We start from the raw sequence: 23,665 nt of genomic DNA, 5'->3' as shown, positions 1-23,665 counted from the left end.
GGCGGGGCGGGGATAATCCGCCCCCATCATGTCTGCCGTGTTCAACCAGCCCTCCCTGGCGCGTCGCATTGCGCCCATCTTCCAGGGCTTCGACGGCTTCCTGGCCTTTGCCGTGATGCTGCTCGCCTTTGCCGGGCTGCTCACCATGTATTCGTCCGGCTACGACCATGGCTCGCGCTTTCTCGACCATGGCCGCAACATGCTGCTGGCCGGCGGCATCATGTTCGTGGTGGCGCAGGTGCCGCCGCAGCGGCTCATGGTGTTCGCCGTGCCGCTCTACGCAGCGGGGGTGGCGCTGCTGATCGCGGTCGCGCTGTTCGGTATCACGAAGAAAGGCGCCCAGCGCTGGATCAATGTGGGCGTGGTGATCCAGCCCAGCGAAATCCTGAAAATCGCGATGCCCCTGATGCTGGCCTGGTGGTTCCAGCGCCGCGAAGGGCAGCTGCGCCCGCTCGACTTCGTGGTGGCGACCGTGCTGCTGGCGGTGCCGGTCGGGCTCATCATGAAGCAGCCCGACCTGGGCACCTCGCTGCTGGTGCTGGCGGCCGGGCTGGCGGTGATCTTCTTTGCCGGACTGCCGTGGAAGCTGATCGTGCCGCCGGTGGTGATCGGCGCGGTGGCGATCACGCTCATCGTGGGTTTCGAGTCGCGGCTGTGCGTCGACGGCGTCGACTGGCGCGTGCTGCACGACTACCAGAAGCAGCGCGTGTGCACGCTGCTCGACCCCAGCAAGGACCCGCTGGGCAAGGGCTTTCACATCATCCAGGGGATGATCGCCATCGGCTCGGGCGGCGTCGGCGGCAAGGGCTTCATGCAGGGCACGCAGACGCACCTCGAGTTCATTCCCGAGCGCACCACCGACTTCATCTTCGCGGCGTATTCGGAAGAATTCGGCCTGATCGGCAACCTGGCGCTGATCGCGGCCTTCATCCTGCTGATCTTCCGCGGGCTGACCATCGCGCTGAACGCGACCACGCTGTTCTCGCGCCTGCTGGCCGGGGCGGTGACCATGATCTTCTTCACCTACGCCTTCGTGAACATGGGCATGGTCAGCGGCATCCTGCCGGTGGTGGGCGTGCCGCTGCCGTTCATCAGCTACGGCGGCACCGCCATGGTCACGCTGGGGCTGGGGCTGGGCCTGCTGATGTCGATTGCGCGGGCGCGGAAACTGTCCCAGAACTGAATCAGGCCAGAAACACCGAGGAACCGGCTTTGCCGGGCCTCAGGTGTTGCCCCCGGTAGGGGGTTGGAGAAGCGACACGAAGTGCGCGGAGCCTGGGGGCGAGCAATAATCCGTCATGATCTCTCGCGAACCCACCATCGAGCGCCTCGCCACGGCGCAACAGCTCCTGCTCACGCCGTTCGGCCTGGACGAATCGCACCTGAGCAAGGCACTGGCCGAGATCACCGCGCACCGCGTGGACGATGCCGACCTGTACTTCCAGTACACCCGCAGTGAGGGCTGGAGCCTCGAGGAAGGCATCGTCAAGACCGGCAGCTTCAGCATCGACCAGGGCGTCGGTGTGCGTGCCGTGAGCGGCGAGAAAACCGCCTTTGCCTACTCGGACGACATCTCCGAGGCTTCGCTGCTCGACGCGGCGCGCACGGTGCGCTCCATTTCTTCCGCCGGTCGCACGGCCCGCGTGAAGACGCCCGCCCGCAAGATCGCCGCGAGCCGCTCGCTCTACAACGGCGTCGATCCCATTTCCACGCTCGACAGCACCGCCAAGGTCAAGCTGCTCGAACGGGTCGAGAAGCTGGCCCGTTCGCGCGACCCGCGCGTGGCGCAGGTCATGGCCGGCCTGGCCAGCGAGTACGACGTGATCCTGGTGGCGCGCGCCGACGGCACGCTGGCGGCCGACGTGCGGCCGCTGGTGCGGCTGTCGGTCACCGTGATCGCGGAGCAGAACGGGCGCCGCGAGGTCGGTTCGGGCGGCGGCGGCGGGCGCTTTGGCCTGGCCTATTTCACCGACGAACAGATCGCCGAGTACGTCGACCACGCCGTGAAGGCCGCGCTGACCAATCTCGATGCCCGCCCGGCCCCGGCCGGCGAGATGACGGTGGTGCTCGGTTCGGGCTGGCCCGGCATCCTGTTGCACGAAGCCATCGGCCACGGCCTCGAGGGCGATTTCAACCGCAAGGGCTCGAGCGCGTTCTCGGGCCGCATCGGCCAGCGCGTGGCGGCCAAGGGCGTCACGGTGCTCGACGACGGCACCATTGCCGACCGCCGCGGCTCGCTCAACGTGGACGACGAGGGCCACGCCAGCCAGCGCAACGTGCTGATCGAGGACGGCATCCTCAAGGGCTACATCCAGGATTCGATGAACGCGCGCCTCATGAAGGTCAAGCCCACGGGCAACGGCCGCCGCGAGAGCTACGCCCACGTGCCGATGCCGCGCATGACCAACACCTACATGCTCGGCGGCGACAAGGACCCGAAGGAAATCGTCGCCAGCATCAAGAAGGGCCTGTACGCCACCAATTTCGGCGGCGGGCAGGTCGACATCACGAGCGGCAAGTTCGTGTTCTCGGCCAGCGAGGCCTTCTGGGTCGAGAACGGCAAGATCCAGTACCCGGTGAAGGGCGCAACCATCGTGGGCAACGGCCCCGACGCGCTCACCCGCGTGACCATGATCGGCAACGACATGGCGCTCGATTCGGGCGTCGGCACCTGCGGCAAGGAGGGCCAGAGCGTGCCCGTGGGCGTCGGCCAGCCGACCCTTCGCATCGATGGCCTGACGGTAGGTGGAACGGCTTAGGACTTTTGGCACTTGCAGGCTGTTTCGTTCGGTTGCTAAGCTGCGCTCCTTTTTTGCGAACGACGAATCAAGGAGCATTTCAATGGGAAGCAGGATCAATTCGCCCGCCGTGCTGTGGGCCGTGACCGCCGTGGTGGCGCTGGCCACCGCCGGTTGCGCATCGCGCGGCAGTTCGGGCAGCCAGCCTGCCGCGGCACCGGCACCCGCTGCTGCGGCGCCCGCGGCGCCCAGCGGTTCGAAGGCCGGCCTGGACGCCCGTGGCAACGTGGTCGACTCGTCCAAGGTCGAGGCAGGTAGCGGCCGCACCGTCAAGGGCCTGAACGGCTACGAAGGCGAGATCACCGGCAACCCGGCGCGCAACAGCAAGTTCACGCGCCTGCAGATCGGCATGAGCACCAAGCAGGTCACCGACATCGCCGGCCCGCCCACCGACCAGGGCGCCTACATGACGGGCAAGGCCTGGATTCCGTTCTATTTCGGCAGCGATCGCCACCGTTTCGAGATGACCTACAAGGGCCAGGGCCGCCTGATCTTCGCAGGCGGCGGCATGGGCGATTTCAGCAGCGGCAACCTGATCTGGATCATTCACAACGCCAACGAATCGGGCTACCGGTAAAAACAACACCGACCTGGCCACGCGGCCGGGTTTTTTATTTTCCGTGCTACATTCCGCCCACATGTCCGCCCTCCGCGCTTACTTTTTTGCCTACTTTTGGTTCCCGGTTTCCGGCGGACGAGAGGCGAGCGCGTAAAGCAAACGAACACCCTCCCAGAACCGCCGGTGGCTTCCAGCCCCCGGCGGTTTTTTTATGCCCTGACGATTTTTCATTCACACCAACAAGGAAGAAATGATGAGCACGAACACCCCTCCCACCGGCGACAGCTGGTATGCGAGCGTCGAAAAAACCAGCAAGACCGACGACGAACGCATCAAGGACATCAACGTGCTCCCCCCTCCCGAACATCTGATCCGCTTCTTCCCGATCCGCGGCACGCCGATCGAAACGCTGATCACCGGCACCCGCCGGGGCATCCACAACATCATGGCCGGCAAGGACGACCGGCTGCTGGTGATCATGGGCCCGTGTTCGATCCACGACCCGGCCGCGGCCCTCGAGTACGCCCGCCGCCTCAAGGCCGAGCGCGACAAGTACGCCGGCACGCTGGAAATCGTGATGCGCGTGTACTTCGAAAAGCCGCGCACCACGGTCGGCTGGAAGGGGCTCATCAACGACCCGTACCTGGACGAGAGCTATCGCATCGACGAAGGCCTGCGCATTGCGCGCCAGCTGCTGATCGACATCAACCGCCTGGGCCTGCCGGCGGGCAGCGAGTTCCTCGACGTGATCTCGCCGCAGTACATCGGTGACCTGATCGCCTGGGGCGCCATCGGTGCGCGCACCACCGAAAGCCAGGTGCACCGCGAACTGGCCTCAGGCCTGTCGGCGCCCATCGGCTTCAAGAACGGCACCGACGGCAACATCCGCATCGCCACCGACGCCATTCAGGCGGCGGCGCGCGGCCACCACTTCCTGTCGGTGCACAAGAACGGCCAGGTCGCGATCGTGCAGACCAACGGCAACCGCGACTGCCACGTGATCCTGCGCGGCGGCAAGACGCCGAACTACGACGCCGCCAGCGTCGAAGCCGCGTGCAAGGATCTCGAGGCCGCCAAGCTGCCGCCCACGCTCATGGTCGACTGCAGCCACGCCAACAGCTCCAAGCAGCACCAGAAGCAGATCGACGTGGCCAAGGACATCGCCGACCAGATCGCCGGTGGCTCCAAGCGCGTGTTCGGCGTGATGATCGAAAGCCACCTGCAGGCGGGCGCCCAGAAGTTCACGCCGGGCAAGGACCAGCTGTCGGGCCTCGAGTACGGCAAGAGCATCACCGATGCGTGCATCGGCTGGGACGATTCGGTGCAGGTGCTCGAGACCTTGTCTCAAGCCGTCAAGCAGCGCCGGGGCTGAAGCGTAGTTAGTTAGAGCATGTGGGCCAGGTCGGGCCAGTGGTGCCGCATCGACGCCGCCTCGTCGCTGCCCTGCGGCACCAGCGAGAAGTCCGCGAAGTCGAAGCCCGGCCCGACCATGCAGGCGACCAGCGTGTAGTCGCCGGCCGCGTGGCCCTGGATCGGGCGCGCGGCCTGCCACTGGCCGGCGGGCACCACGTGCTGCGGCCGGGTGCCGTGGATATCGACAGGGCCCAGCTTCACGTGGGCCGGCGCAGTCCGCATCGTCGCGTCGCAGGTCCACAGCGCCAGCGGCACGCCTTCCAGATGCACCCAGACTTCATCGGACAGCACCCGGTGCCAGCGCGAATGCTGGTGCGCTTCGAGCAGGAAATAGATGCTGGTCAGCGCGCTGCGGGGCGCGCGGCCATTGGTGGGCGTCACGCGCGCGGCCGACCGGAACACCTCGCTGTACCAGCCGCCCTCGGGGTGGGGCTGGAGCTTCAGGGTGTCGATCAGTTCACGCGCGCGCATGCCGCTCATGACCCGTGGGCGGCGCGCAGGGCGTCCAGCAGTTTCTCGTGCACGCCGCCGAAGCCGCCGTTGCTCATGCAGACGATGTGATCGCCCGGCCGCGCCGCGGCCACGACCTGCTGCACCAGCGGCTCGATGGCGCCGGCGACCTGAGCGCGTGCGCCCATCGGCGCCAGCGCGGCGGCGGCGTCCCAGTCGAGGCCGGCCGTGTGGCAGAACGACAGGTCGGCCGATGCCAGGCTCCAGGGCAGTTGCGCGGCCATCACGCCCAGCTTCATCGTGTTGCTGCGCGGCTCGAAGGCGGCGAGGATGCGCTCACTTTGCTTGCCCGCGTCATCGAGCTTCTTGCGCAGCCCGTCGAGCGTGGTGCGGATCGCGGTGGGGTGGTGCGCGAAGTCGTCGTACACGGTGATCGCGCCGTTCTTGCCCTCGACCGTGCCGCGCAACTCCATGCGGCGGCGCACGTTGCGAAAGCGCCCGAGCGCGCGGGCGGCCTCGGCCGGCGGCACGCCCACGTGGTCGGCGGCCGCGATGGCGGCCAGCGCGTTCATCTGGTTGTGCAGGCCCGAGAGTGCCCACTCGACCCGGCCGACCACTTCGCCGCGGTGCAGCACGTCGAAGGCGTCGTGCGTGCCGCGCGCTTGCCACTCCGTGGCCGGACCGCCGTCCCCGAAGCGGGCGAGTTCGCTCCAGCAGCCCTGGGCCAGCACGCGCTGCAGGCTTTCTTCGGTGGCGTTTACCACCAGGCGCCCGGTGCCGGGCACGGTGCGCACGAGGTGATGGAACTGGCGTTCGATGGCAGCCAGATCGTCAAAGATGTCGGCGTGATCGAACTCCAGGTTGTTCAGCACCGCGGTGCGCGGCCGGTAATGAACGAACTTGCTGCGCTTGTCGAAGAAGGCGGTGTCGTACTCGTCGGCCTCGATCACGAAAGCCGGGCCGTCCCCGAGGCGGGCCGACACGCCGAAGTCGAGCGGCACGCCGCCGACCAGGAAGCCGGGCGCCTTGCCGCCTTGTTCGAGCACCCAGGCCAGCATCGAGGTGGTGGTCGTCTTGCCGTGCGTGCCGGCCACGGCCAGCACATGCCGGCCCTGCAGCACGTGCTCGGCCAGCCACTGCGGGCCGCTGGTGTAGGGCTTGCCGGCGTCGAGGATGGCTTCCATCAGCGGGAACTTGGGGCTGCCGTCGGGCAGCGGGGCCCGCGAGACCACGTTGCCGACCACGAACATGTCGGGGGCGAGGGCCAGCTGGTCGGCGCCGAAGCCTTCGATCAGGTCGATGCCGAGCGCGCGCAACTGGTCGCTCATCGGGGGGTACACGCCGGCGTCGCAGCCCGTGACCCGGTGGCCTGCTTCGCGTGCGAGAGCGGCCACACCGCCCATGAACGTGCCGCAGATACCCAGAATATGAATGTGCATCGGCCAATTCTAGGGAGGCGCTGAGGGTGCCCCGGCCGCTTCGCCCCGGGCGCCGTACTGATGTTCATGTGAGGGGCGTCCGCAGCGGGCAAAATGCCCCGATGGACACGTCCAAGCGTGAAATCGCAGCCGTTGCCGCCCGACTCGTCGTCGAGGAGGGGCTCGAGTACGGCCCGGCCAAGCGTCGGGCGCTGCGCGAACTCGGCCTTCCGACGCGCACCGCGCTGCCCAACAATGACGAGGTCGAGGCCGAGGTGCGCGACTACATCGCGCTCTTCTGCGCCGACACCCAGCCCCAGGAACTGCACGCGCTGCGTCTGCTCGCGCTCGAATGGATGGAGCGCATGGCCGTGTTCCGGCCGCATGTCGGCGGCGCCGTCTGGCACGGCACGGCCACACGTTTGTCAGACATTTATATTCAATTGTTCTGCGATGATTCCAAGTCGGCCGAAATCGCCCTGATCGATCACCACGTGGACTACGAGCCGCGCATGGTGACCGGCTTCCATGGCGAGCAGGTCGAAGCCCTCAGCGTCCACGCGCCGAGCCGGGCGCTGGGCGAGGAAATCGGGGTGCACCTGCTGGTGTACGACCTCGATGACCTGCGCGGCGCCCTCAAGCCCGACGCCCAGGGGCGAGCGCCGCGCGGCGACCTGAACGCGCTGCGCCGACGCATTGAACAAGAAAAGGACCAGTGAATGACTTCAACGCCCACACGACGCGGCATGCTGTATGCCGGCGTGGCGGCAGTCGCTGCCGCGGCCGGCGTGGCCGGCGCCTGGTGGCGGGAGCGCAATGACAGCGGCGTGGCGGCCAAAGGCGGCGAAAAGCTCGATGCGGCCATGTTCTGGGACCAGCGTTTCGAGCGCCCCGAAGGCGGCGAGCTGGCCCTGACGAGCCTGCGCGGCAAGCCCGTGCTGCTCAACTTCTGGGCCACGTGGTGCCCACCCTGCGTCGAAGAAATGCCGATGATCGACGCCTTTTTCCGTGAACATGGTGCCAACGGCTGGCAAGTTGTAGGCTTGGCCATTGATCAACCGAGTGCCGTGCGCAAGTTCCTGCAGCGCACGCCCGTCACTTACCCGACCGCATTGGCCGGGTTGCAGGGCATGGAACTGGTCAAGAATCTGGGTAACACTGGGGGCGGCCTGCCGTTCACCTTGGTACTCCACGGCGACGGTTCGGTACTGGCTCGTAAAATGGGCAAGCTTGAAACCACCGACCTGGACGCTTGGCGACGCCAACTTGTTCACGGTTAGAATTTAAATACACAAGCTGGCGTTAGACGCCAAACGCCGAAAATCGACGGTTTTCGGTCAAGTTCTTTCCTAAAGACCGGCAAAGCTGGCACTGGAGTCCCATGGATCTGCGCAAACTCAAGACACTGATCGATCTGGTGTCCGAATCGAATATTTCCGAACTGGAAATCACCGAAACCGAAGGCAAGGTCCGCATCGTCAAGGGTGGCGGTGCCGCCCCCGTGCAGTACGTGCAGACCCTGGCCGCCGCGCCCGCTGTTGCAGCGCCCGTGGCTGGTGCTGCCGCCCCGGCCGCCGCGGCCCCCGCCGTCGAAGCCGCCCCGAGCGGCCATGCCGTGAAGTCGCCGATGGTCGGCACCTTCTACCGTTCGTCCAGCCCCGGTGCTGCGGCCTTCGTCGAAGTCGGCAGCAAGGTGAACGAGGGCGACACGGTCTGCATCATCGAGGCGATGAAGATCCTCAACGAAATCGAGGCCGACAAGTCCGGCACGGTCACGCAGATCCTCGGCGAAAACGGCCAGGCGGTCGAATACGGCCAGCCGCTGTTCATCATCGAGTAAGCATGTTCAAGAAGATTCTGGTCGCCAATCGCGGCGAGATTGCCCTTCGGATCCAGCGTGCCTGCAGCGAGATGGGCATCAAGGCCGTGATGGTCTATTCCGAGGCTGATCGCGACGCCAAGTACGTCAAGCTGGCACAGGAAGCCGTCTGCATCGGCCCCGCGCCGTCAGGCCTGAGCTACCTCAACATGCCGGCCATCATCTCGGCCGCCGAGGTGACGGACGCCGAAGCCATTCACCCCGGCTACGGTTTCCTCAGCGAGAACGCCAATTTCGCCGAACGCGTGGAGCAAAGCGGCTTCCAGTTCATCGGCCCGACGCCCGACAACATCCGCACGATGGGTGACAAGGTCTCGGCCAAGCAGGCCATGATCAAGGCCGGCGTGCCTTGCGTGCCCGGCTCGGAAGGCGAACTGTCCGACGACGCCGCCACCAACAAGCGCATCGCCCGCGCGATCGGCTACCCGGTCATCATCAAGGCGGCAGGCGGCGGCGGTGGTCGCGGCATGCGCGTGGTGCACACCGAGGCGGCGCTGGTCAACGCGATCCAGATGACCAAGGCGGAAGCCGGCGCGGCCTTCAACAATCCGGCCGTGTACATGGAGAAGTTTCTCCAGAACCCGCGCCACATCGAAATCCAGATCCTCGCGGACAAGCACAAGAACGCCGTCTACCTGGGCGAGCGCGACTGCTCCATGCAGCGCCGCCACCAGAAGGTGATCGAGGAATCGCCGGCCCCCGGCATTCCGCGCAAGCTGATCGAGAAGATCGGCGAGCGCTGTGCAGCCGCCTGCAAGAAGATCGGCTACCGCGGCGCCGGCACCTTCGAGTTCCTGTACGAAAACGGCGAGTTCTACTTCATCGAGATGAACACGCGCGTGCAGGTGGAGCATCCGGTGACGGAGTTCACCACCGGCATCGACATCGTGAAGACGCAGATCATGGTCGCCGCGGGCGAGAAGCTGCCGTTCACGCAGCGCCAGATCGAGATGCGCGGCCACGCCATCGAAGTGCGCATCAACGCCGAAGACCCGTGGAAGTTCACACCGTCGCCGGGCCGCATCACCATGTGGCACCCGCCGGGCGGCCCGGGCGTTCGCGTCGACTCGCACGTGTACACCAACTACTTCGTGCCCCCGAACTACGACTCGATGATCGGCAAGATCATCGTGTACGGCGACACGCGCGAACAGGCCATGGCGCGCATGCGCACGGCCCTGAACGAGACCGTGATCGAAGGCATCCAGACCAACATGCCGCTGCACCGCGAGCTGATGGTCGACGCCAAGTTCATGAGCGGCGGCACGAACATCCATTACCTCGAAGAGTGGCTCGCAGCGCACAAGCGCTGAGTCCACGCGCGAAAACGCCCTGTATGTTTGAACTCCGCCTGATGGCGCCGGAAGACCGGGTCGAATGGCTCGGCGACGCGCTCGACGCACTCGATGCGCTGAGCGTGTCGGTCGAAGACGCCGACGCGCAGACCGATGCCGAGCAGGCCCTGTTCGGCGAGCCCGGCATGCCGCCGCCCAAGGAGGGTTGGCAGCGTTCGCGCGTGATCGCGCTGTTCCCCGATGAAGCTGCTGCCAACGAGGCCGCCTCGGTGCTCGCGCTGCAGGACCTCTTCGGCGGTTGTGCGGTGCTCGGCGTGGCGTCGGTGCCCGATCAGGACTGGGTGCGGCTCACGCAATCGCAGTTCGCGCCGGTCGAGATCACGCCCGAGTTCTGGATCGTGCCCACCTGGCACGAGCCACCGGCACAAGCCAGGCAGGTGATCCGGCTCGACCCGGGCCTGGCCTTCGGCACCGGCACGCACCCGACCACGCGCATGTGCCTGCGCTGGATCGCGACGCAAGGCGAGGGCGCTTTTGCCGACCAGCGCGTGCTCGACTACGGCTGCGGCTCCGGCATCCTGGCCATCGGTGCAGCGAAGTTCGGCGCGCGCACCATCGACGCCGTCGACATCGACGAGGCCGCGGTCTCCTCGACCCGCCTCAACGCCGAAGCCAACAGCGTGCAACTGAACGCCGGCCTGCCTGAAGCGGCCAAGGGCGAGTACCAGACGGTGCTCGCCAACATCCTCGCGACGCCGCTCAAGGTGCTGGCGCCGCTGCTGCGCAGCCACGTGGCCGCCGGCGGTTCGCTGGTGCTGGCCGGCATCCTCGAGCGCCAGGCCGACGAGCTGAAGGCAGCCTATGCGCCCTACGCCGCGCTCGAAGTCAGCGACACCGAGGACGGCTGGATCCTCATGACCGCGCGCTGCTGAAGCGCGCGGCCGGGCGCTCGCGCTGCGGGCGCCCCGGGCGCCTGCCTGAGTGGCGAGGGCCCAACCCTACAATCGCCCCGTCATGAGCCTCGTCACGCGTTGCCCCGCCTGCACCACCACCTTCAAGGTGGTGCGCGACCAGCTTCGCATCTCGGACGGTTGGGTGCGCTGCGGCCGTTGCAGCCATGTGTTCGATGCCACGCTCGACCTGCAGGATGCGCCCGATGGTGCTGCGTCCGCGCCTGCGGCGCCGGCACCCGCACCGGCCTCTTCGCCGATGGCTTCTATGGCCGCACTGGTGGCGTCTTTCGAGGATGCGCGCATCGACCTGACGGCGGTGCCAGCAGCAGTCGAGGAAGCAGACTTTCTCGACGACGAGTCCGAGCCGCAAGCGCCAACGCCTGCGCCTCACGACGAGGCGGGCCTGTCGACCGCTGCCGCGGCGCCGGCCGCGCCGCCCCTGCCTTTCTCGCTGACGCTGCCCGCGCACGGACTTTCTGCAGACGAGCCCTGGTCCGATCTTGACACCCGAGAACCCGCATGGCGTCCGCCCGCGAGTTCGCTGCCGCCGTTTCCGAACATCGACCTGAACCTCGGCGCACCGCCGCCCGCGTCGCCGTCGCCTGCGCCGCCCTTGCCCAACCTGCCGCGCAGTTCCGCGCTGCGCGGGCTGGTCGCAGCGACCGGTGAGGACGACGACGGCGCGGCTGGAGAGCGTGAGCAGGAAGAAAAAGACCACGACCAGCTCCTGATCCAGAAGGCGCTGCGCCGCGCGCGCGCCAAGTCGGCCAAGATCGCGAACGCCAAGGCCCGCGATGCGCAACAGCACGAAGCGGCGGTCGCGCCGCTGCCCGGCCCCGGCATCCGTGCCGAAGGCGAGCCCGACTTCTCGCTCTCCGCAACCTTCGAGGCGCCCGAGGACCATCCCTTCGCCGAAGAAGAGGAGCCGGTCGAAAAGTCTCTCGGCTTCTGGCAACGCAAGGGCACGCGTCGCCTGATCGCGGTGTTGGCCGTGCTCGCGGCGTTGATCCTCATCGTGCAGGTGGTTCGCCATGAACGCGACGGCATCGTGGCGCGTCAGCCGAACCTGCGGCCGGCCCTGTCGGCGCTGTGCCAGTACACCGGCTGCGAGCTCGCGCCACTGCGCCAGATTGGCGACATCGTGATCGAAGGCGCGGCCTTCGCGCGCGAGAAGAGCGGCGGCAACGACTACCGGCTGAGCTTCACCTTGCGCAATGCGGCGACCGTGCCGCTCGCCATGCCGGCCATCGAACTGTCGCTGCTCGACTCGCAGGAGCAGGCTGTCGTGCGGCGCGTGCTGACACCGACCGACTACGGCGCGCCCGGCGTGCTGGCCGCGCGTGCCGACCGTGCGGCCTCGCTGCCGCTGACCCTGTCGGCCAGCGAAGCAGCGGCGTTGCCGCCGATCGCGGGCTACCGCGTCGAAGCTTTCTATCCCTGAGCGGAGCGCCGACACGCGCGCCGTTCGTTCCCTTTTTCATCCAACCTACGGTCCACCCATGGCAGCAGTGATTTGCGGTTCCCTCGCGTTCGACACCATCATGACTTTCGAGGGCCGGTTCGCCGACCAGATCCTTCCGGACCAGCTGCACATCCTGAATGTGTCGTTCCTGGTGCCGGGCCTGCGTCGTGACTTCGGCGGCTGCGCCGGCAACATCGCCTACAGCCTCAATGCACTCGGCGGCACGGCACTGCCGATGGCCACGCTGGGCAGCGACGGCGCCGACTACGCCGAGCGCATGCGCACGCTGGGCATCAGCACGGAGTTCGTGCGTCAGCTCGACGACACCTTCACCGCGCAGGCGATGATCATGAACGACACGGACAACAACCAGATCACGGCGTTCCACCCCGGCGCGATGCAGCAGGCGCACGTCACGAAGGTGGTGGCGCGCGAAGACATCAAGCTCGGCATCATCGCGCCCGATGGCCGCGACGCGATGCTGCAGCACGCCGAGCAATTCGCCGCCGCCGGCATTCCCTTCGTGTTCGATCCGGGCCAGGGCCTTCCGATGTTCGACGGCGACGCGCTGCGTCACTTCATCGAGCTCGCGAGCTGGGTTGTGGTCAACGACTACGAAGGCAAGATGCTGTCGCAGCGCACCGGCTGGAGCCTGGCCGAGATCTCGCAGCGCGTGCGCGGTCTCGTGGTCACCCTGGCTGCTGAGGGCTGTGAGGTGTGGACGAAGGGTGAACGCGAGCACGTGCCCGGCGTGACGCCCACAGCGGTGATCGAGCCCACGGGTTGCGGCGACGCATGGCGCGGCGGCCTGCTGTACGGCCTGGAAAAGGAATGGCCGCTGGCGCGCTGCGCAGCGCTCGGCAATCGCATCGGCGCGCTCAAGATTGCGCAACGCGGACCGCAGAACTACCAGATCGATCGCGCCACGCTCGACCTGTGATTCGCTGACGTGCCTGCATTGCTTCGGCGATGCGGCAAATAGCGGCGCCCATGAAAAAAGCCCGGCACCTTGCGGTGCCGGGCTTTGTGCCTTTCAGGGCCGCTGAGAATTCACTCAGGGCTTGCTGGCCGTCGGAAACGGCCAAGCCGCCTGGGGATTCAGCGTCGTTTGCGCCGCAGGGGCAGGCGCTACGGCAGCCTTCGCAGGCGCGGCGGCCTTCTTGGCAGCAGGCTTCTTGGCAGCAGCGGCAGGCTTGGCAGCGGGCTTTTTCGCGGCTTTCTTGGCGGCTGCCTTTTTGGCAGGAGCCTTCTTGGCGGCAGCCTTCTTCGCAGGGGCCTTCTTGGCAGCAGCCTTCTTGGCAGGCGCCTTCTTCGCTACGGCCTTCTTGGCTGGCGCCTTCTTGGCGGCGGCCTTCTTTGCCGGAGCCTTCTTGGCAGCGGCCTTCTTCGCCGGTGCAGCCTTCTTCGCTACGACCTTCTTGGCAGCAACCTTCTTGGCCGCGACCTTCTTTGCCGGAGCCTTCTTCGCTACGACCTTCTTGGCGACAGCCTTCTTAGCCGGAGCCTTCTTGGCAGCGACCTTCTTTGCCGGAGCCTTCTTCGCGGCGACAGCCTTCTTTGCCGGAGCCTTCTTTGCAGCGACCTTCTTGGTCGGCGCTTTCTTTGCAGTTGCCATTTCTATTTCTCCTTGATCAAGTTGAAAAAATCAACCTATTGAAGCACTCCACGCGCGTTGGGAGCGTGAAGTGATTCATGGCGTTGGAATCTGAGCTCCAGCACCATGAACACCTGAGCCCTCGTCCATGCCGCGCTCTGTGGCGCAGTCGGTGGCAAGGGCAATTCTTGAATTCATGAATTGTTGTGTATCGAAAAATTCAATCCCAGGAGAGCGCACCACCCGACTGGTACTCGATCACGCGGGTTTCGAAAAAGTTGCGCTCTTTCTTCAGGTCAATCATTTCGCTCATCCAGGGGAACGGGTTTTCCTCGTTCGGGAAGAGCGTTTCGAGGCCGATCTGCTGCGCGCGCCGGTTGGCGATGTAGCGCAGGTAGCCCTTGAACATGGAGGCGTTCATGCCGAGCACGCCGCGCGGCATGGTGTCTTCGGCGTATTTGTATTCGAGCTCGACGGCCTTCATGAAGAGGTCCTTGATCTCGGCCTTGAACTCTGCAGTCCACAGGCCGGGATTCTCGAGCTTGAGCTGGTTGATCAGGTCGATGCCGAAATTGCAGTGCATCGACTCGTCGCGCAGGATGTACTGGTACTGCTCGGCGGCGCCGGTCATCTTGTTCTGGCGGCCCAGCGCAAGGATCTGCGTGAAGCCGACGTAGAAGAAGAGGCCTTCCATCAGGCAGGCGAACACGATGAGCGACTTGAGCAGCGTCTGGTCGGTCTCGTGCGTGCCGGTCTTGAAGAGCGGGTCGCTGATGGCGTCGATGAACGGGAGCAGGAACTGGTCCTTCTCGCGGATCGACTGCACTTCGTTGTAGGCGTTGAAGATCTCGCTTTCGTCCAGGCCGAGCGACTCGACGATGTACTGGTACGCGTGCGTGTGGATCGCTTCCTCGAAGGCCTGGCGCAGCAGGAACTGGCGGCACTCGGGGGCCGTGATGTGGCGGTAGGTGCCCAGCACGATGTTGTTGGCGGCCAGCGAGTCGGCGGTCACGAAGAAGCCGAGGTTGCGCTTGACGATGCGGCGTTCGTCTTCGGTCAGGCCGTTCGGGTCTTTCCACAACGCGATGTCGCGCGTCATGTTCACTTCCTGCGGCATCCAGTGGTTGGCGCAGGTGGCGAGGTACTTTTCCCAGGCCCACTTGTACTTGAACGGCACCAGCTGGTTGACGTCGGTCTGGCCGTTGATGATGCGCTTGTCGGAAGCCTTGACGCGCTGGCCTGCAGCGGCGGCCACCGGTGCGGTGGCAGTGGCGGGTTGTGCAAGCGACGAAGTCGGAGCGGCGACCGCGCGACCTGCGGAAGAACCGCTGGTCGATGCGTGGTGCTGCTGCAATCCTTGTTGCATATCCTTTGGTAAGGAGGGCTTGACTTCTTCGTCCCAGGTCAACATAGAAAAATCCAATGCGCAATTATCGGAGCAACGATGTGAGTTGCAAAGTGCTCGTTCACATCGTGCGCCATTTATGGGGTTGTTATGTTGCTCGCATGCATCGCGCGACGTCAGTCAATGCCTTGATTGATTGAACGTCGCGCGCTTTTCGCTTTCGCTTTTGCGAGCACCTCGCTGATCGATCGAAGCGTCTTTTTTCAATGACGCTTCACTTGCACATCACTGGCAGGCTTCGCAGGTCGGATCGTCGACACCGCAGAACGCGATGTCGGTGGCGGGCATCGCGCTCATCTGTGCCTTCGCTGCAGCAGCGGCGGCTTCGAGTGCACTCATGCCCGAGGGTGCGTCGTTGCCCGACGACACCGCGTTGAGACGGCCCGATTGCACCGTCGACTTTTCAGCGTGCGTCGCGCTCTGCGTGCGCAGGTAGTACGTGGTCTTCAGGCCGCGCAGCCACGCGAGCTTGTAGGTGTCGTCGAGCTTCTTGCCCGAGGCGCCGGCCATGTAGATGTTCAGCGACTGCGCCTGGTCGATCCACTTCTGGCGACGTGCGGCGGCTTCCACCAGCCATGTGGTTTCCACTTCGAACGCGGTGGCGTACAGCGCCTTCACGTCCTGCGGCACGCGGTCGATGGGACGCAGCGAACCGTCGAAGTGCTTCAGGTCCATGACCATCACGTCGTCCCACAGGCCCAGGCGCTTCAGGTCGCGCACCAGGTAGTGGTTGATGACGGTGAACTCGCCCGACAGGTTCGACTTGACCGACAGGTTGCCGAAGCAGGGTTCGATGGAAGCATCCACGCCGATGATGTTCGAGATGGTCGCGGTCGGGGCGATCGCCACGCAGTTCGAATTGCGCATGCCGTCGGCCTTGATCTTGGCGCGCAGCGTGTCCCAGTCGAGGGTGGCCGAACGGTCCACTTCGACGTAGCCGCCGCGGGCCTTCTCGAGCAGGTCGAGCGAGTCGATCGGCAGGATGCCCTTGTCCCACAGCGAGCCCTTGTAGCTCGAGTATTTGCCGCGTTCCTTGGCCAGCTCGGTCGAGGCCCAGTAGGCGTGGTAGCAGATGGCTTCCATCGACTCGTCGGCGAACTGCACGGCTTCCTGCGAAGCGTAGGGAATGCGCAGTTCGTACAGCGCGTCCTGGAAGCCCATGAGGCCCAGGCCGACCGGACGGTGGCGCAGGTTGGAGTCGCGCGCCTTCTTCACGGCGTAGTAGTTGATGTCGATCACGTTGTCGAGCATGCGCATCGCCGTGGAGATCGTCTTCTTCAGCTTTTCCTGGTCGACCTTGCCGTCCTTCAGATGCTGCAGCAGGTTCACCGAGCCCAGGTTGCACACGGCGGTTTCGGTGTCGCTGGTGTTCAGCGTGATCTCGGTGCACAGGTTCGACGAGTGCACGACACCGGCGTGCTGCTGCGGCGAGCGCACGTTGCAGGCATCCTTGAACGTGATCCAGGGATGGCCGGTCTCGAACAGCATCGTGAGCATCTTGCGCCACAGGTCCGACGCCTGGAGCGTGCGCGCGGGCTTGATCTCGCCGCGGGCGGCCTTTTCTTCGTAGGCGACGTAGGCCTTCTCGAAGTCGGCGCCGAACAGGTCGTGCAGGTCAGGCACGTTGGAAGGCGAGAACAGCGTCCAGGTGCCCTTTTCCATCACGCGGCGCATGAAGAGGTCGGGGATCCAGTTGGCGGTGTTCATGTCGTGCGTGCGGCGGCGGTCGTCGCCGGTGTTCTTGCGCAGCTCCAGGAACTCCTCGATGTCGAGGTGCCAGGTTTCCAGGTAGGTGCAGACGGCGCCCTTGCGCTTGCCGCCCTGGTTCACGGCCACGGCCGTGTCGTTCACCACCTTCAGGAACGGCACGACGCCTTGCGATTCGCCGTTGGTGCCCTTGATGTGGCTGCCCAGCGCGCGCACGCGGGTCCAGTCGTTGCCCAGGCCGCCGGCGAACTTCGACAGCAGCGCGTTTTCCTTGATCGACTCGTAGATGCCGTCCAGGTCGTCGGGCACGGTGGTCAGGTAGCAGCTCGAGAGCTGCGAGCGCAGCGTGCCGGCGTTGAAGAGGGTGGGCGTGCTCGACATGAAGTCGAACGACGACAGCACTTCGTAGAACTCGATGGCGCGGGCTTCGCGGTCGATTTCGCCAAGCGACAGGCCCATGGCCACGCGCATGAAGAAGGCCTGCGGCAGCTCGATGCGGGTCTTGCGCACGTGCAGGAAGTAGCGGTCGTACAGCGTCTGCAGGCCGAGGTAGTCGAACTGGTTGTCGCGCTCGGCCTTCAGGGCGGCGCCCAGGCGGGGCAGGTCGTACTGCAGCAGCTTCTCGTCGAGCAGCTCGTTCTCGACGCCCTTCTTGATGAACTGCGGGAAGTAATCGGCGTAGGCGGTGGCGCGCTCGACCGGCATCACTTCGCGGCCGATGATCTCCTTGAAGATCGTGTGCAGCAGCAGGCGCGCGGTGGCGAAGGTGTAGTCGGGGTCCTTCTCGATCAGCGTGCGGGCGGCCAGGATGGAGGCCTTGTAGACCTCGTCCAGCGGCACGCCGTCGTACAGGTTGCGCATCGTCTCGGCGACGATGGGGGCCGCGGTGATGCTGTCGCCCAGGCCCTGGCAGGCCGACTCGATCAGGCCCTTGAGTTCGTTCAGGTCGAGCGCCACGCGCTCGCCGTTGTCGAGCACATGCAGCGCCGGTGCGGCGGGCACGTCCTGCTCGCCCTGCTTCGAACGCTCCTGCGTGCGGCGTTCGCGGTACAGCACGTAGGCACGCGCGATTTCGTGGTGGCCGCCACGCATCAGGCCGAGCTCGACCTGGTCCTGCACGTCTTCGATGTGGAAGGTGCCGCCGCCCGGACGCGAACGCACCATGGCGCGGATCACGCCTTGCGTGAGCGTGTCGACCGTCTCGCGCACGCTGGCCGAAGCCGCGCCCTGGGTGCCATGCACGGCCAGGAAGGCCTTCATCATGGCGATGGCGATCTTGTTCGGTTCGAAGGGAACGACGGCGCCGTTGCGGCGAATGATCTGGTAGTGGGCGAGGTTCTGACCGGTGGGCGAGCCCGCAGTGTCTTGTTGCTGCTGCGGCGTCGCGGGGACGGCGCGGGGGGTCGACGGGGTGTTCAGTGCAGTTTGCATTCGCTTCCTCTCGGTTGTGCAATTCTTGTTGGTTGGCAAGGCCTCGCGGGCCTTGCGTCGGCGTTGTTGCCGAACGGGAAGACACTATATCTAGGGTGTCGGCGCCCTACAAGCCACTACAGGTAGTGTTTTTCTCTGGGGCGGTCCCTGCGGAAATTGCTCCGCACTCAGCGCATCGCCAGCGATGCCGCGTGAATACTGGACCATGGTGGCGCAACCCACGCGGGGCGCGGCTTGCAAGGCGATTTGGGCCTGCAGGCCGCATGGTTGCTGCGTCGCGTGCCTGCGCTTACGAGATTGCTGCGCTGCGAGAGCGGCGCATCGCGGGCCACGGAGCGATTGAAAAAATTAGCGCGCCACCACCTGCTCGGGAAACATTTGTGGACTCCAGCCGAGCTGTTCGCGCAGCACGCGCCAGTCGAAACCGGCGCCGGGGTCCTGCTTGCGGCCGGGCGCGATGTGCTCGTGGCCGGCGATGTGGGCGATGGCGCAGTGCTGCGCGAGCGCGGCGCAGAGGCTGGCCAGCGTTTCGTACTGCGCCTCTTCGAAGTGCTCGCCCTCGAGGCCTTCGAGCTCGATGCCGACGGAGTCGTCGTTGCAGTTGGTGCGTCCGCGCCACGACGACACGCCGGCATGCCAGGCGCGGTCGTCGCAGCTCACGAACTGCCACAGCTCGCCGTTGCGCCGCACATAGAAATGCGAGGACACCTCGAGCCCGCGGATCGACTGGAAGTACGGATGCGCGTCCCAGTCGAGCTGGTTGGTGAAGAGCTGCTGCACCGCGTCGCCGCCGTACTCGCCGGGCGGCAGGCTGATCGAGTGCAGCACGATCAGGTCGGTCTGCGCGCCGACGGGGCGCGGGCCGAAGTTGGGTGAGGGCAGGGCCTTGGCGAAGCGGTACCAGCCGGCGCGCCAGAGTCCGTCGTCGCCGGTCGGTGTCGTGACGAGGTCGTCAGTCGTCGGCATGCGAGGTGGCGCCGTCGTCGCCGTTGGGCGTGGAGATGCCCAGGCGCGCGATGCGGTAACGGATCTGGCGCAGGCTCATGCCCAGCCGCGCGGCGGCGGCCGTGCGGTTGAAGCCGCTTTCGTGCAGCGCGCGTACGAGGATCTCGCGCTCCTGCTGGTCGAGCCAGGCTTGCAGATCGGAAGGCAGCGGCGGCGGTGCGGGCTTGGGCTCGACGGCCGGTGCCGGTGCGGGCGCCGCAACAGCGGCGGTCGCCGCCTCGGTCGGCACGATCGATTCGGTGCGAGGCGCCACCGGCATCGCACCCATGAGGTCGATGTGCAGCTCGTCGCCGTCGTTCAGCGCCACGGCGCGGTGCAACAGGTTCTCGAGTTCGCGCACGTTGCCGTCGAGCGGGTGCTGGGCCAGGCGCTGCAGCAGCGCGTCGGACAGGCGCGGCGCCGGCAGGCCGCCGTCTTGCGCGATGCGCGCGAGCAGCGCGGTACACAGGGCGGGCAGGTCTTCGCGGCGCTCGCGCAGCGCGGGCACCGCGATCTCGATCACGTTGAGGCGGTAGAACAGGTCTTGCCGGAAGCGGCCGGCCAGCACCTCGGCGTGCAGATCTTTGTGGGTGGCGCTCACGATGCGCACGTCGACCGCGTCTTCCTGCGTCGAGCCGATGGCGCGCACGCTGCGTTCCTGAATGGCGCGCAGCAGCTTCGACTGCATGGCCAATGGCAGGTCGCCGATCTCGTCGAGAAACAGCGTGCCGTCGCGCGCCGCCTGGAAGTAGCCGTCGCGGTCTTGCGACGAGCCCGTGTACGAGCCCTTCTTGGCGCCGAAGAATTCGGCCTCGAGCAGGTTCTCGGGAATGGCGCCGCAGTTCACCGCGACGAAGGGGCCGTCGCTGCGCTGGCTGCAGCCGTGCACGGCGCGCGCGACCAGCTCCTTGCCGGTGCCCGACTCGCCGCGCACCAGCACCGGCGCCATGCCGCGCGCCACCTTGGCGATGCGCGACTTCACGAGGCGCATCGGGTCGGAGTCGCCGACCAGCCGGTCGAGCGCGGTGGCGCCGCTGCGCGTCACGGCCAGCGCGTCGGGGCGTTCGCCGCTGCGGCCGGCGGCTTGCGGCGCGGGCTTCTGCGGCACGACCACCGCGGCGCGGTTGGCCTGCACGGCCGACGCCACCACCGCGCGGAACTGCTTCAGGTCGACCGGCTTCGTGAGGTAGTCGAAGGCGCCGGCCTTCAGCGCCTCGACCGCGTTCTCGGCCGAACCGTAGGCGGTCATGACCACGCAGCGCTCGCTGCGCTGGTCTTTCTGGATGCGGTGGATGATCTCCATGCCTTCGCCGTCGGGCAGCCGCATGTCGGTGATCACGGCGTCGAAGCGGCCGGCCTCGAGGTGCTGCCAGGCTTCGGACACGCTGCCCGCGGCTTCCACCCGGTAGCCTTCACGCAGCAACGTGAGTTCGTAGAGCGTGCGCAGGTCGGGTTCGTCGTCGATGACGAGGATCTGCGCAGGGCGCGAGGCGGCGGCGGAGGGCGGGAGGGAGCTCACGGCCGCTATTGTGTCAGCCGGTTTTCGCTCGGTGCGAAGCTGACGAAGAATTCATTGCCCTCGGGCCCGCCCGGCACCAGCGCGCGCCGTTCGTAGCCGATGGTCGCGCCGTGGCGCCGGCACAGCTCGCGGCACAGGAACAGGCCCAGGCCGCTGGAGCGGCTCTCGGACGAGAAGAAGGGTTCGAACAGGTGGCGCTGCACCGCCGGTTCCAGCGGTGCACCATCGCTCCACACCAGCAACGCGGCGCGCTGCACGCCGGCCCGCTGCACCGTGGTGATGACCTGGATCGCGCCGTCGCGCTGGCTCGCGTAGCGCGCCGCGTTGTCCAGCAGGTTCACCAGCAGGCGGCGCAGGTGCTCGGCCTCGAAGCGCACCTCGCTGCCCGGCGCGTCGAGCGCGATGCGCACGCCCTTGCGCTGCGTCTGGCGCACCCATTCCTCGGCCAGGATCTGCGCGGCCGGGTCGAGCACCAGCTGTTCGCCCAGCGACAGCACGCGCTGCTGGCGCGCGCGAGAAACGTCGAGCACGTCGTCCACGATGCGCGCCAGGCGCTGCGCGTTGTGCTGCACCATGTCGGTCAGCTTGCGGTGCGCCGGGTCGGTCAGGTCTTCGCTGAGCAGCGCGCTGGCCTGCGCGATGGCGGCCAGCGGGTTGCGGATTTCATGCGCCACCGCGGCCGACATGCGGCCCATCGCGGCGAGCTTTTCGGTGCGGATGCGGGCTTCGAGCTCGCGCAGGTCCTGCAGGAACATCACGCACAGGCTGTCGGCCCGGCGGTCGTCGGTGGGCGTGAGCCGGGTGCGCACGCGCACCTCGCGCGCCGCGCCGCGTGCCTGCGCCACCGGGATTTCTTCGGTCTGCGGCGCGCGCCGCGCGAAGGTCTGGCGCGCCAGCGCGGCCAGCGCATGCCAGGCCGGCTGGGTGTGCAGCGGGAACGGCAGCGCCAGTTGCGCCAGGCCCTGGCCGAGGATGGCGTCGGCCGCCGGGTTGACCGCATGCACCAGTCCTTCGGCGTCGATCACGAGCACGCCTTCGCTGAGCGTTTCGATCACGAGGTCGTTGACCTGCGCCTGCATCTGCGCATGGCTGCGGCTGCGCTGCGCCACCGCCTCTTCGCGTGCCAGCCGGCGCGCCAGCTCGTGCGCGAGCAGCGCCACCACGAACAGGCCGGTGCCGGTGAGGGCGGCCTGCACGAAGCGCGCTGACGGGTCGTTGGGTTGCTGCAGCCAGTGCCAGCCGGCGTCGGCCAGCAGCAGCAGCGTCACGGTGGCGGTGGTGCCCAGGCCCACGAGCAGGGTGCCGAGCACCGCGCTCATCAAGACCGGCAGCGCGAACAGCGGCGTGTAGTTGACGCTGCCGCCCTGCAGCACCTGCAAGGCGCTGAAGATGCCCAGGTCGACGCCGATGGTCAGCAGCCACAGCGTCGAGAAGCCGCGGATCGGCGGTTCGAAGTGCGCGTAGCGCATCTCCAGCCAGGCCAGCACGAGGTAGCCGCCCGACAGCACGATCGGCAGCGGCTGCACGGCCTGTCCGATGGCGAAAGCCACGCCCTGCAGCAGCACCAGCACCAGCGCCACGAAACAGCGTGCCGCCATGAAGCCGCGCCACAGCCGCAGCAGGGCGGTGCTGTCGCCGGCGCCCAGGTCGAGCACGTCCCAGTCGGTGGCCGGCTCGCCGCGCGACCGGCGCAACGAACTCATGAGGCGGTGCCGGCCTGACGGTGCGCGGCGCTGCAGTACACCGCGCCGTCCGGCCCGGGGAGCGCGTCGGCCGCGGGCAGGTGCAGTCCGCAATGGGCGCAGCGCACCATGGCTTGCGGCGGGCCGACGGCCGGCGTGCGCTGTTGCGCCTTCCTGGCGCGTTCCTGTTGCGCGTCGCGCATCTCTTCGCGCCGGTTCTTGCGCCAGAGCCAGATCGCGACCCACACCACCGCGAGGACGAGCAGGTACTTCATGCGGGCAGGCGCGTCAGCACGACTTCGAGCACGAAGCGCGAGCCCACGTAGGCCAGCAGCAGCAGCGCCGCACCCGCGTAGAGCACGCGCCGCGCGGTGCGTCCGCGCCAGCCGAAGCGCGCGCGCCCGGTCAGCAGGACCGCGAAGCTGAGCCAGGCGAGCACCGAGAAGATGGTCTTGTGGTCCCACTTCCAGGCGCGGCCGGCGGCGCCGTAGAGCTGTTCGCTGAACAGCAGGCCGGCCAGCAGCGTGGCCGACAGCAGCACGAAGCCCGCCGTGACGAAGCGGAAGGTGAGCCGTTCCAATGTGAGCAGCGGCACGCCGGCCTGTGCGTCGGCACTGGCAAGGCGGATCTGCTTTTCGGCCCGCGTGATCAGCCAGGCGTGCACTACGGCGGCGCCGAACAGGCCATACGAGGCGATGCCCAACGCCAGGTGCAGCGGCAGCCAGGGCGAGGCGCTGACATGCAACGGCGTGCCGGGGAACAGCAGCGCCAGCAGCACGGCCGCCGCGCCCAGCCAGGCCAGCGCACGGCGTGCCTTCAGTTGCGGGTACAGGCGGCTTTCGACCGCATAGACCGTGAGCACCAGCCACGCCGTGACCGACAGCGCCGGCGCAAAACCGAAGCGAGGGTCGCCGCCGACCAACCCATGGCCGAGCACCGCGGCATGCAGAAGCCATGCGATGCCGAGCGCCCATTGGGTGGTCTGGCGGCTGAGCCGCGCACCGGCGGCAGCGGCAAAACCGTAGGCCGCCGCGGTGGCGATGCCCAGCGCCACGCCGAGTGGGGAGGGGATCGCTAAAATCATCAGTACAGTTTATCTCCCCCAGGCTTGCGTAC

The 23,665-nt window shown here is 66.9% G+C and carries 21 protein-coding genes; 11 read left to right on the top strand and 10 right to left on the bottom strand.

The genetic code is table 11. From position 1 onward, the window contains the following. Positions 1-28: 28 nt before the first annotated feature. The 4 genes from rodA to GFK26_RS02030 all read left to right on the top strand — a co-directional run bounded on the left by rodA (position 29) and on the right by GFK26_RS02030 (position 4,729). On the top strand, positions 29-1,183 hold the full coding sequence (gene rodA, locus GFK26_RS02045; protein ID WP_153280633.1) for a rod shape-determining protein RodA: 1,155 nt from the start codon (positions 29-31) through the stop codon (positions 1,181-1,183). Positions 1,184-1,298: 115 nt separating this feature from the next. Continuing rightward, positions 1,299-2,759, top strand: a complete 1,461-nt coding sequence (gene tldD, locus GFK26_RS02040) for a metalloprotease TldD (RefSeq protein ID WP_153280632.1) — start codon at positions 1,299-1,301, stop codon at positions 2,757-2,759. 82 nt (positions 2,760-2,841) lie between these two features. Then, entirely contained in the window at positions 2,842-3,375 is a 534-nt protein-coding gene (locus tag GFK26_RS02035) for a hypothetical protein (RefSeq protein ID WP_153280631.1), read from the top strand. Positions 3,376-3,610: 235 nt separating this feature from the next. After that, complete coding sequence (locus GFK26_RS02030; RefSeq protein ID WP_153280630.1) at positions 3,611-4,729, top strand: 3-deoxy-7-phosphoheptulonate synthase; 1,119 nt, start codon at positions 3,611-3,613, stop codon at positions 4,727-4,729. An 11-nt stretch (positions 4,730-4,740) separates the two neighbouring features. Here GFK26_RS02030 and GFK26_RS02025 read toward each other — a convergent pair whose 3' ends face one another. Both GFK26_RS02025 and mpl read right to left on the bottom strand, forming a co-directional pair. Continuing rightward, a complete protein-coding gene (locus GFK26_RS02025; protein WP_153280629.1) occupies positions 4,741-5,250 on the bottom strand; it encodes a cupin domain-containing protein in 510 nt (169 codons plus the stop codon). Then, entirely contained in the window at positions 5,247-6,659 is a 1,413-nt protein-coding gene (gene mpl, locus GFK26_RS02020; RefSeq protein ID WP_153280628.1) for a UDP-N-acetylmuramate:L-alanyl-gamma-D-glutamyl-meso-diaminopimelate ligase, read from the bottom strand. The genes GFK26_RS02025 and mpl overlap by 4 nt, the downstream gene beginning before the upstream one ends. A 101-nt stretch (positions 6,660-6,760) precedes the next feature. On the opposite strand from mpl, the gene GFK26_RS02015 reads away from it, so the two are divergent. From GFK26_RS02015 to GFK26_RS01985, 7 genes are all read left to right on the top strand, one after another. Beyond that, complete coding sequence (locus tag GFK26_RS02015; RefSeq protein ID WP_101491179.1) at positions 6,761-7,357, top strand: hypothetical protein; 597 nt, start codon at positions 6,761-6,763, stop codon at positions 7,355-7,357. Next, positions 7,358-7,918 (top strand): TlpA family protein disulfide reductase, encoded by a 561-nt coding sequence (locus GFK26_RS02010; protein WP_153280627.1) that lies wholly within the window; start codon positions 7,358-7,360, stop codon positions 7,916-7,918. 101 nt (positions 7,919-8,019) lie between these two features. Continuing rightward, the gene (gene accB, locus GFK26_RS02005) at positions 8,020-8,478 is read left to right on the top strand and encodes an acetyl-CoA carboxylase biotin carboxyl carrier protein (protein WP_153280626.1); all 459 of its coding nucleotides are present in this window, start codon (positions 8,020-8,022) and stop codon (positions 8,476-8,478) included. A gap of 2 nt (positions 8,479-8,480) precedes the next feature. After that, positions 8,481-9,830 (top strand): acetyl-CoA carboxylase biotin carboxylase subunit, encoded by a 1,350-nt coding sequence (gene accC, locus GFK26_RS02000; protein ID WP_099795103.1) that lies wholly within the window; start codon positions 8,481-8,483, stop codon positions 9,828-9,830. Between the two features lie 23 nt (positions 9,831-9,853). Next, complete coding sequence (gene prmA / locus GFK26_RS01995) at positions 9,854-10,744, top strand: 50S ribosomal protein L11 methyltransferase (RefSeq protein WP_153280625.1); 891 nt, start codon at positions 9,854-9,856, stop codon at positions 10,742-10,744. Between the two features lie 82 nt (positions 10,745-10,826). Beyond that, positions 10,827-12,206, top strand: coding sequence for a zinc-ribbon and DUF3426 domain-containing protein (locus GFK26_RS01990; protein ID WP_153280624.1), 1,380 nt, complete (start codon positions 10,827-10,829; stop codon positions 12,204-12,206). A gap of 58 nt (positions 12,207-12,264) precedes the next feature. Continuing rightward, positions 12,265-13,167 carry a carbohydrate kinase family protein gene (locus GFK26_RS01985; RefSeq protein WP_153280623.1) on the top strand — a complete coding sequence of 301 codons (903 nt, stop codon included), beginning with the start codon at positions 12,265-12,267 and terminating at the stop codon, positions 13,165-13,167. Between the two features lie 114 nt (positions 13,168-13,281). Here the strand turns inward: GFK26_RS01985 and GFK26_RS01980 are convergent, their stop codons facing one another. From GFK26_RS01980 to GFK26_RS01945, 8 genes are all read right to left on the bottom strand, one after another. Next, entirely contained in the window at positions 13,282-13,842 is a 561-nt protein-coding gene (locus GFK26_RS01980; RefSeq protein ID WP_099795107.1) for a histone H1-like DNA-binding protein, read from the bottom strand. A 199-nt stretch (positions 13,843-14,041) separates the two neighbouring features. Next, positions 14,042-15,232 (bottom strand): ribonucleotide-diphosphate reductase subunit beta, encoded by a 1,191-nt coding sequence (locus tag GFK26_RS01975; RefSeq protein WP_099795108.1) that lies wholly within the window; start codon positions 15,230-15,232, stop codon positions 14,042-14,044. 219 nt (positions 15,233-15,451) lie between these two features. Next, entirely contained in the window at positions 15,452-18,364 is a 2,913-nt protein-coding gene (locus GFK26_RS01970; protein ID WP_153280622.1) for a ribonucleoside-diphosphate reductase subunit alpha, read from the bottom strand. A gap of 348 nt (positions 18,365-18,712) precedes the next feature. Further along, on the bottom strand, positions 18,713-19,330 hold the full coding sequence (gene ampD / locus GFK26_RS01965; protein ID WP_153280621.1) for a 1,6-anhydro-N-acetylmuramyl-L-alanine amidase AmpD: 618 nt from the start codon (positions 19,328-19,330) through the stop codon (positions 18,713-18,715). Next, entirely contained in the window at positions 19,317-20,867 is a 1,551-nt protein-coding gene (locus GFK26_RS01960; RefSeq protein ID WP_153280620.1) for a sigma-54-dependent transcriptional regulator, read from the bottom strand. The genes ampD and GFK26_RS01960 overlap by 14 nt, the downstream gene beginning before the upstream one ends. Before the next feature lie 5 nt (positions 20,868-20,872). Further along, entirely contained in the window at positions 20,873-22,570 is a 1,698-nt protein-coding gene (locus GFK26_RS01955) for a two-component system sensor histidine kinase NtrB (protein ID WP_153280619.1), read from the bottom strand. Further along, positions 22,567-22,824, bottom strand: coding sequence for a PP0621 family protein (locus GFK26_RS01950; RefSeq protein WP_153280618.1), 258 nt, complete (start codon positions 22,822-22,824; stop codon positions 22,567-22,569). The genes GFK26_RS01955 and GFK26_RS01950 overlap by 4 nt, the downstream gene beginning before the upstream one ends. Continuing rightward, positions 22,821-23,633 (bottom strand): cytochrome C assembly family protein, encoded by an 813-nt coding sequence (locus tag GFK26_RS01945; RefSeq protein WP_153280617.1) that lies wholly within the window; start codon positions 23,631-23,633, stop codon positions 22,821-22,823. Before GFK26_RS01945 ends, GFK26_RS01950 begins: the two co-directional genes overlap by 4 nt. Positions 23,634-23,665 lie beyond the last annotated feature (32 nt).

The organism is Variovorax paradoxus (assembly GCF_009498455.1).
Classification (GTDB): Bacteria; Pseudomonadota; Gammaproteobacteria; order Burkholderiales; family Burkholderiaceae_C; genus Variovorax; species Variovorax paradoxus_H.
The sequence above is the reverse complement of the archived record's forward strand: the minus strand, read 5'-3'. Positions and strand labels throughout refer to the sequence as shown.